Annotated in this window: 6 protein-coding genes; 4 read left to right on the top strand and 2 right to left on the bottom strand. The window is 50.4% G+C overall.

Going from position 1 to position 9,353, the window contains the following annotated elements:
• Nucleotides 1-235: 235 nt before the first annotated feature.
• Together Q0294_RS20280 and Q0294_RS20275 are read left to right on the top strand one after the other, a co-directional pair.
• The gene (locus Q0294_RS20280; RefSeq protein ID WP_299469090.1) at nucleotides 236-799 is read left to right on the top strand and encodes a TadE/TadG family type IV pilus assembly protein; all 564 of its coding nucleotides are present in this window, start codon (nucleotides 236-238) and stop codon (nucleotides 797-799) included.
• Nucleotides 800-875: 76 nt separating this feature from the next.
• Nucleotides 876-1,049: a hypothetical protein gene (locus Q0294_RS20275; RefSeq protein WP_299469088.1), complete on the top strand. Its 174-nt coding sequence runs from the start codon at nucleotides 876-878 to the stop codon at nucleotides 1,047-1,049.
• A gap of 12 nt (nucleotides 1,050-1,061) precedes the next feature.
• Here Q0294_RS20275 and Q0294_RS20270 read toward each other — a convergent pair whose 3' ends face one another.
• Nucleotides 1,062-4,397, bottom strand: a complete 3,336-nt coding sequence (locus tag Q0294_RS20270) for a hypothetical protein (protein WP_299469086.1) — start codon at nucleotides 4,395-4,397, stop codon at nucleotides 1,062-1,064.
• A gap of 27 nt (nucleotides 4,398-4,424) precedes the next feature.
• On the bottom strand, nucleotides 4,425-5,618 hold the full coding sequence (locus Q0294_RS20265; protein ID WP_299469085.1) for a glycosyltransferase family 39 protein: 1,194 nt from the start codon (nucleotides 5,616-5,618) through the stop codon (nucleotides 4,425-4,427).
• Between the two features lie 399 nt (nucleotides 5,619-6,017).
• Between Q0294_RS20265 and Q0294_RS20260 the strand changes: the two genes are divergently transcribed.
• Nucleotides 6,018-7,841 (top strand): flagellar basal body P-ring protein FlgI, encoded by a 1,824-nt coding sequence (locus tag Q0294_RS20260; RefSeq protein ID WP_299469083.1) that lies wholly within the window; start codon nucleotides 6,018-6,020, stop codon nucleotides 7,839-7,841.
• A 157-nt stretch (nucleotides 7,842-7,998) separates the two neighbouring features.
• A complete protein-coding gene (locus Q0294_RS20255) occupies nucleotides 7,999-8,805 on the top strand; it encodes a sterol desaturase family protein (RefSeq protein WP_299469082.1) in 807 nt (268 codons plus the stop codon).
• Nucleotides 8,806-9,353: the final 548 nt, after the last annotated feature.

Here is a 9,353-nt window from a genome sequence, read left to right as displayed (position 1 = left end):
TAATCTATTCACTATAGTATTAGTTTGGCAAGCAATTTGCGTTCCCTACTCAAGCGACGCCTGACATCTCTGTGGATTCAGGGGAGAATGCAAGTAAGGTATGTAATTCGTCTCATAATGAGGTCTCGCCAGTCTCTTTTCAGATCTTACCGGTCTGGAAACTGATAACCGACCTTAGCAAGTGTGAAGCAAGTGTCTCCATTTGTTAACACCCGTGAGTTTAAAAGTACGTAAGATGAAAATCACCAGGGAGCCAGCATTGTTCCTCAATCAGAGCAATCCGCAACAGCAAACGACTCGAACCAGGCGTCGAGCAGGCTCCGTGCTGCTGGAGTTTATCCTGGCATTTCCGCTGATTCTGATCCTTTCTCTGGCCATCATTGAGTTCGGTTTTTTTGGCCTGCTACAACAAACGACCACTATCGCTACGATTGAAGGTTCAAGAGAAGCAGCCCAGGTGGGTGCGACCACAACTTCGGTAGGCAACTTGATTCAGCAGTATGTCGCCATCAATTCGTTAACTCTGAATGTCGGAGCCCAGCCCGCAGCTCCCGGAGCAGGCGATGTGTTGGTTGTCATTCAGGACGGCAGCGGAGCACTCACGCAAACCATTGGTAACTCGGACATTCCCTGCACACCGGTTGGTCCAGCCCCCACGATTGCAGAGATTAAGATTACCGTCTGCCTCAACTTAACTGATACGAATGGTACGTTCCCTCTTCCTAATCTTTTATCTTCGTTTGGCTTTACGCTTTCGGGAAAACAGCTTGAAATCAGCGCTATGACCAGTTTAGAGTAATAGCGACGCGATTTTTCGATCCACCACTCCTTTACTGGCCATTTTTACCAGCCAGAACAGCAAGTTTTCCCTGCTCATGAACGAAATTGCCACTGGAATGTTCTTCTGGCTGCTGAAGATCCTCGGGGCCTACCTCACATTGCTGGTAGTCCTGACGATCATTCTCTCGCGCTGGAAGAAGAAACCAGATCAGGAACCGGATGAAGTTTCGCATCTCAAAAAAAAACGAACAGACCGAAATCCGCTCTGAGGGCAGTCCGATTTACGGGCGGTTTTGCCGGGTAAATGGCAGCGAAAAGGGACGCATCGATTGCGAGTTGGATGAAGCAGGCGCTGACGCAGGTTGAGACCAGCGCCCTGTAGGATTATTGGCGGGCCTGCCGCGCATCACATTGTTCAGAAATGTTTTTAAAGAGCCATCCAGCAGCGGGATCGACTTGATCTCCACAATCGGATTGGATGTCGTACCCCGCAATTCCACTCGAATCCACCCACTGGTGGCATGACCAATGAGCTGGGTAATCGCCGGCAGAGGAAGATGCCGCCGTGTTAATTGAGAAAACAGATCCACTTTCAAGCGACCGTCAAAGTGAGCTTCGCCGGCTTGTCCATAAAGACTGATGGCGTTCCCTTTTAACTCCATGTACTTCAGATGAAAGGTCTGGTTGGAAACGGTAAACTCACAAAACGCGGAATCAAAGGCGGTTTTGTCAGGTTGAGACAGCCGGACCACTTTAAAAATCTGCGCGATGGGAGGCAGTTCATAGATCGCAGCAGGACTGATCTGCAATTGCCCCTGCCCTTTGAGATCTGCTTTATTGGAGCCTCGCCCCCAAAGTTGAATCCAGCCATTCATCACTCCCCGCAGTTGAGTCTGTCCGGGCATATAACGGGCCGCATATTCTTCCAGTAACCCGCGATTCAACTCAATCTGCATGTTATAAGTGGGCACCGCAGAAAGTTCGATATCTCCCATACAGGTCAGAATGCCCCGAATTGCTTTGGCGGTGACGGGCTGTTTCGCATTAATTTGTGCCAGGCCAACAGACTGGAACTCGTCTCTGCGAATTTGCTTGGAACCGACGGTAAGCTGTTGATCGTGAATTTCGAACGGGCCTTTGATCTCCGTCAGATGATAATCCAGAATCACCGCGGAATCCAAATCGACTTCACCTCGTAAGTCCAGATGAGCGCCATCCCATGTTCCATTAGAATGAACCTTACCATAAACTTTGGTGAGATCGGCACCGGCGGAAATTGTGTTCTCTGCCAGAATGGAATTCAAGTCCCAGGCAGCCGTCACGAATGTTCCCGGCTGTTCGGATCCGCGAAATTCAATCTTACCGTCTACCGAAATCGGCCTCTGAATATTCAAGATATTGAGAGCGTCCGCCATTGCGACGGGAAGTGCCTGCTGAAAGGCGCGGTTCGTCGACAGGTCATCGACGTTCATCTTTTCCAGCACCACCCGCCAGTCTCCCTGAGGAGTGACTTCTGCGAATGCCTCCTGAATCCCGATTTTGGTTTCGTCATGTTTCCCCGAAATCGAAGTCAGGCGGACTTCATTGTTCTGTGTCCGCGGATTCACAAAATAATTCCAGTCCGCATTCAGAATATCAATCGGGTAAGGGAAATCTTTCAGATTCATGCTGCCCGCGCGCCAGCTGGCTTCGGGAATACTGACGCTGACCGGTTTCCCGCGTTCCCAGAGAATCTTTGTTTTGAGATCGATTTTACCGGTCGGCGACAGCTGCCCCCACAATTCCTGCAACGACTTCGGTAATGCCAGACGCAGGCTGGAATCACAGGAAGCATTCGAGGCAATGATGCTTAAATCTAATTTCCCGTCGTTGGCAAAGCGGGCATAAGAGCCATTGGCAAACAGACGCGTATTACCATGCGTCCCTTCCAGTTCATCAAACGACGCTTTTCCCGTTTGACTGGAATAAAAGACTCTTCCTGCGAGGTCGCTGACCCGATAGGGGAAATCCTGATACTGCAATGAGCCATGATCCATCGTCGCCAGAAAATCCAGATGGATTGGCTGGTCCGGTAACGGAGCACGGGATAAATTCAGCTGAGCGTTGGCTTTTCCCTGTAAATCAAGTTGCTCAAGAACCGTTTTGACGCCATCCGGAGCAGCCGATAAGAGCGCCGCATCAATGGGAACCTGCTCAATTTCTACGGCAATCGCAATGCGGGAAGCAGGCCCGGGGTGCTGCACAAAACCTGTCGCAGTCACAGGACGGTTTCCCGCCAGCCCGATAAACTTCAAATCCAGGGTATCATTCACCTCCTGAGTCAGTTTGCCTTTGATGTGATCCACCCGATACGGAAAATGGATCGGCATCACTTCCCCATCATTGACAGACACAGCCAGATCCTGAATCTGCCATTTCCCCGTCCCCGGATAACTCACAGTCACTTTGAGATCCATATTTCCGCTGGGACGCAGCGTGTCAAAAGTTCTCGCCAGCCCCCCCGTTAAACGGCTGCGCAACCGATTATCAATGGGCAGTTTTCCCACCTGAAGTGAAAAGTAAGTCTGGTCTTGTGGTTGATTACTTTCCGAGGGACCGTCGGTGAAACGATAGTATCCCCCCACCGAAAAACTGGTCTCGCCATTATGTGCCTGCAGCCCCTCTATCAATATTCGCTGATTGTTCACATCCACTTTCCCGGCAATATTTCGCAGTGGAAACGGGAGTAGCGGGTGCTTGAGTTTCCCTTCGCGCAGGTGGGTCAAAACCTGAAATTGAGGCGTCTGATCCTGACTGCCTTTAGAGAGACTGAACTGAATTTCCATCTGAGCGCTCACGCCCAGATCATACATGCCCGTTGACTGATCGGGCTGCAGTTGCATCGAAGGAAACGCCGACTTCAACTGCGCCATCAGATCCGGCGAAATGCCGGTTGCCATGCGGACCAGATTCGGCCCGAACTCCAGCTGACTCCACGTGCCTGACACGGAACCGATTTTTGAACCAATGTCCCAGTAACCGGAGATCTCCAGTTTTCCTGCCTGCGGAATCGAAGTATGTCCTTCGATTTCATAACGCGAGGCTCCGGAGGGAATCAGTCTCAGGTCCAGGTTTTGAAAGGTGATCGCAGTCGGAACACGTTCTGCTCCCTGTTCAAATTTCAAAGAGAGACTTCCACGTTCAATCACCAGTTCCGGAAGAGGATTATCGCTTTTAACAGGTTCCGGCAGCCCTTCCCAGTTCCAGGTTCCGTCGGCCATGCGAACCAGAGCCAGCTGCGGTCGGTTGAGCACCACCTTCTGAATATCAATGATCTGATGTCGGGCCAGTTTTTCCTGGTCCAGCGTGACCACCACCTCCGGTAAATCAATGATCGTATCAGAGTGGTTGACCACATGAATTCGACATCCTTCGATCCGCACCCGCCGTCTGAAGTCAAATTGAGCCCGGTCGATATCAATCATCAGGCTCGGAATATGCTTGGAAATCTTCTCCAGTACGCCGGCTTTCAACATTTCGTCGCTACCCATCCACACATAGTAACCGAAGCTTCCGCCGGCAATCACCAGCGAAATCAAGATCAGCAGACACCATTGAAATGTTTTACGAACGACCATATCAACTATAAACCATGTAAAGACGACTTACTGTCCCGGCGTGATTTCTTTCCTTTGTTTCAGATTCAAAAACAGGTGATAAATTCCGACAGCAGACAAAATGTATAAACTGTATTCCGCAGGTAAACGATAACGCAGGGAACTGACAAAAATCAGATGAATCATAGAAAAGTAAATCAGAGGCCCTAACGTGATCAGCAGCAATAAATATTGATTCCTTGAAACCCAGGCACCATACAACGCAAACAGCATGACAGGCACAAAAATGACCGAAACGGCAAGCATCATCCAGAACGACTGAAACTGCGGCGCGTTCGGCCAGGGCTTCCAGTAACGCAGCAGCTTGGCTCCCATCAACTGCATCACATGACCGGGATGCTGTTCTGCATACGCGACTGCCCGTCTGGTATAGTGCTGATTCATTTCGTATTCACTCATCTCATTCAACACATTTTCCTGATCAAAAAAAGTCATATCACTGTCACCGGTCGCCTTCGGATTTAACCCGTCGTACAGGCTGGGTCCTGCCCACAGTGTGGTGGGGACAAAATGACCTGTTACCCGATAATTGCGATAAACCCAAGGCACCAGCATCAGAGCGAAGCCCAAGGTCATCACCAGAGCCCTCTGCATTGCCGCCGTTCGATAACCCTTTGCACTAATCACTAAAATGACAACAATCACAGGCAGGATTAACAACCAGCTTGGCCTCACGTAAAAGGCCGCCGCCAGTGATATTCCCGTCAAAAACGCTAACAGACTTCCCCGAAATTGATCCTCTGTTCCAAATCTGGTTTTTAATAATTTGACAAGTACCCAGAGTGAGATCAGCATCGCCACTGCGAACAGCGTCTCACTTAAAAACAAAACACTAAACCCGGCCATCACCGGTGAGACAGCCACCAGAGCCGCCGCGATGATGCCAATCGTTTCATTAACCAGCTCTTTTCCGAGCAGATACACCACAAAACAGGCGAAAACTCCCGACAGCGCCAATACCAGTCGCACCCGAAAATGATCCTCGCCGATAACAGACATCGCTCCTGCCAGAAATAATGGAAAACCAGGCATTCGCAGTACACGTCGTGGCGGGTGATAAATCGAATAATCTTTGCCACGAATCAGGCACTGAGCCAGCTTCCAGTAACCGTCTGCATCTCCTTCTATCACATAGGTGCGCCCAGGCTGTTGGTCGAGTTGGCGTTGGACGTAAACCGCCACCCCGCACCTGAGAAACGCGGATATCAGTAAAACCAACAATAATAAGTATTTAAGCCGTTTCGATTGCGGCATCATTTTCCCTGCCACTTTTGAAATGTGGGAATAGTACGACTACTCGACTATCAGGGTCAATTCCAATATAGCTGCCCCTGAACCGCGGGGGCGAAACATCTCAGATTCGCACCTCTGATTTCAATGATTCCAGAACCTCCCACTGAACAGATTACGTAATAATTGAAACAGTCAAAAAGGGATTCTCCTCATCCAGAGTTCCCACATTGACATGAAAACCGATTTCCAATATGGTCCCCCCCTCATTTCTCTCAAAGCAATGCGCCCCCTTAAACAAACACATCAACCCATTTCACGAAGCCCTGCTATTCACGGCTGAGGGAAACTATGCGCTATCTTAAATTCTCAATCCTGACAGGTATCGGCCTGTTCGCGCTGGCCATGTTTTTCCTGTCGCAATCCATTCAGGGTTTTCTCAATCCAGGTACTGACTCTGCGCAGATCGACAGCGAAGCAGCCGCCCTGGATATCTCCCTTGAGGAATCCGCCGACTTTCCCGATCTGAATCTCGATTTCCCGGCTGGTCCCAATTCCTCTGACATCACTCCCCCCCCCGAATCAACGCTTCTCTCACAAACGACTCGCAAACCCGCGATCACAGCGGCTGCTCAAGAAAAAAACCACGATCACACTCTGCATCACGAATCGCGCCTAAAACAAAACACTCCCAAAATCAAACTCGTCACAGTCGGGAATCAACAAACTGCTGCTCCCGGAGAGTTAAATCTGCTGGTACTCACTCAGACAACCAGAGAACAGCGTACCACCCTGATTGAAGAACTGCTCCGCATTGATGCCGACCTCGTCCGTCAAATCGCACTCAAGCCTGCGCAGCAGCAAGAGAACATCTCCACAAACGAACCCAAAACCGTCCAGCAGATTTCTCTGACAAACCCATCATCGCGGCAAACCATTTCTGCAGCATACACCGGTCCTCAAGCTGCGCTGCAGAACACAGCTCCTCAAAATCCCTTTCTGGTCCAGAAAGAAAGCCCCATACATATCGTCGCCTCTTATCGAGGAGCCACGATTAAAACCATAGGCATCCCCGTTCAAAACGGCGCGCTGCATCAGACGATCCAGGTCGTGCCGTTACTCAGTAATACAATCACGCAGGCCACCGTGCTGAACCGGAATCTGGTGAAACTGGAAATCAATTCCGAACTCCCCCTGCCCGAACATCTGCTAAAACTTCTTGAAATCAAACTGTCCGAACTGGGTGAATTTCAGCCCTCAGAAATCATTAAACTTTCAGGCACCGGTCTGGTCGTTGGCTTGAATGGCACCGGAGACCATGTTTATTCCGAAGATGCCATCAAAGCCTTGAAGTCTTCCGTCGCAACCATGCACATCAATCTCAAAGAAATTAAAACCCCCATCCAGGCCGGGAACCTGGCAAATGTTTCGATCATCGCATACGTCCCCAATCAAGGCGTCACGAAAGGACAGCGAATCGAATGTTACATCACAGCCGTCAATCAGGATGTGGACCTCACTGGCGGTTACCTCCTGCCGACGGGTTTAATTAATTCCACCTCTGCACAAACAAACGCCGATGCCGTCGTCATGGGAGCCGTTCAGACAGATCAAAGCCAGACCAAATCTCAGGCACTCATCGCCAACGGCGCTCAGGTTTTATCAGCGATCAGTCCCCCATTAATTTCCGCTCAGGGGCTTCCCCATCTCAAGTTTTTTCTGAACGCCCCCTCAAGTAACCCGCAGACCGGTCAATTAATTACGCAAAAAATCAATCAGTTTCTGCAATCCCAAAATTCCGTAAATTCCAAAGCCATGCTCAACTCCTCCAGCATGATCATGATTTCCCTGCCGAATTCTGATCCGCAACAGGCACAGCAACTGGCAACCCGCCTGCTGGCGCTCCCCTTTCCTGCTGCAATGACAAATCAGGCTCCGGAAGTGATCGTCGATTCTGCAAAAGCGCAGATTCAAACCAGCGGCACCGTACTGCTTGAGCCGGCAAAAATCGAACATAGCGATTTCGCATTGGAACTTTCACCTCTGGCGACAACCAGATTAAATGACCTTCTGGCATTAATGCACCACCTGCACATTCCCGAAATGAAACAGATCGAATTTCTGAGAGAGCTCCAGCAGCAGGGAAAAATCAGAGCCGCCTATCGGGAGTTTTAAGCGGCCCCTTGTCTCCCTGCCTCTCATCTGACAGAATGAAACCATGTCGGATAAATGCTTCTCAGAACGTGCCGGCATTTCGATACTCTCTTAACATCGCGACTGACAGTCGCCTCTCTTTCAAACACATGCGCTTATGCTTTCCGAATTATCAGAGTTGCAGCTGCTGTCGATCATCAATGGCCTCTTACCCGTTGTTCTGCTGGCTCTGTTCTGGAGTTGGGAAAGCTGGGCCGCCTTCAAACCGGTGGAAAACAAAACACGCTATCGACACGCGTTTCACAATCTGCTGTTGGCAATCCTGAATACCCTCTTCCTGGGACTGCTCTTTGGTGCCGCTGTAGAAATCGCTTCACAATGGTCGCTCGATCACAATTGGGGACTCTTGAATCAATTGCCGCTGGGAACCGTGGGGAAAACGATCTTCGCTCTAATACTCCTGGATGGCTGGACGTTCTGTTGGCACTGGATGAATCACCGCATCCCTTTCTTCTGGCGATTTCACCGCATGCACCACAGCGATCCTTACATGGACGTCTCGACGGCAACCCGTTTTCACTGGGGCGAGTTGACCTTTTCCACATTGTTCCGCCTCTTATTAATTCCGCTGCTCGGCTTGCAGGCCTGGCAGATCATCGTTTATGGCATGCTGGTTTTCCTGTCCACACAATTCCATCACGCCAACATTTCGATTGGTCGAGCCGACCGCTTTTTCCGCTGGCTCTTTGTCTCGCCCGACATGCATAAAATTCATCACTCACAACTCCCGCACGAAACAAACTCTAATTACTCCACCGTCTTCTCGATCTGGGATCGCATCGCAGGCACCTACCGCATGCGCAGTGATCTCAAAAACATTCACTTCGGCCTGCCCGACTTCGATCTTCCACAATGGCAAACCCTCCTCGGCATGTGGAAAACGCCATTCTCAAAAAAGACACAGACCAAACAAGATCGGAAGTAGGACTTCGTTGTAAATCACCCCTGAAAACAAGTCTTTTTTTGTCGCTTGACACCGCTGCGCCCTTCGCCATTATGCGTGTTACGCGTCGCGCGCGTGGGATATTCTTTTTGCTGGTGAAAACGCGCCCCCCTGTGAATCCGCTCCCCATAAAACCCGCTGGTTTAAGACCGATTTGATACTCCGTCCTCCTCCCTGGTTCACAATGAACACTCAAGTTCGGCACGCTTCGGCGCCCGACTGCCGCAGACAAGTCACACGGCGTCCCGCATAAGCCACGCACAGGCGCACGTCTGCGCCACGTCCGCAACAAACCCGCGTTGACATCCCCGCGCCCCTGACGATGATCATCTCCAATGAAACAACAAACCGACTTCCAGCGGGACAACAAATTCAACACCACAATCACGAGCCCTCCCATGACCAGACATCTCCCTGCAAACACAATCAAAAAAAACAGGCGCCTCATCCACAACCAAACCAAAGCCAACAAAAATGAGCGGCACGGCACCAGGTAGTGTTTATTGGTTTTGAATGTAATTCCCAGAACC

This window comes from uncultured Gimesia sp. (genome assembly GCF_937919775.1).
Lineage (GTDB): Bacteria > Planctomycetota > Planctomycetia > Planctomycetales > Planctomycetaceae > Gimesia.
This window is presented reverse-complemented; position numbering and strand designations above follow the sequence as displayed.

Coding starts and splice junctions, on each gene's coding strand:
- Q0294_RS20280 (WP_299469090.1), top strand. CDS start 236: ATGAAAATCACCAGGGAGCCAGCATTGTTCCTCAATCAGAGCAATCCG.
- Q0294_RS20275 (WP_299469088.1), top strand. CDS start 876: ATGAACGAAATTGCCACTGGAATGTTCTTCTGGCTGCTGAAGATCCTC.
- Q0294_RS20270 (WP_299469086.1), bottom strand. CDS start 4,397: ATGGTCGTTCGTAAAACATTTCAATGGTGTCTGCTGATCTTGATTTCG.
- Q0294_RS20260 (WP_299469083.1), top strand. CDS start 6,018: ATGCGCTATCTTAAATTCTCAATCCTGACAGGTATCGGCCTGTTCGCG.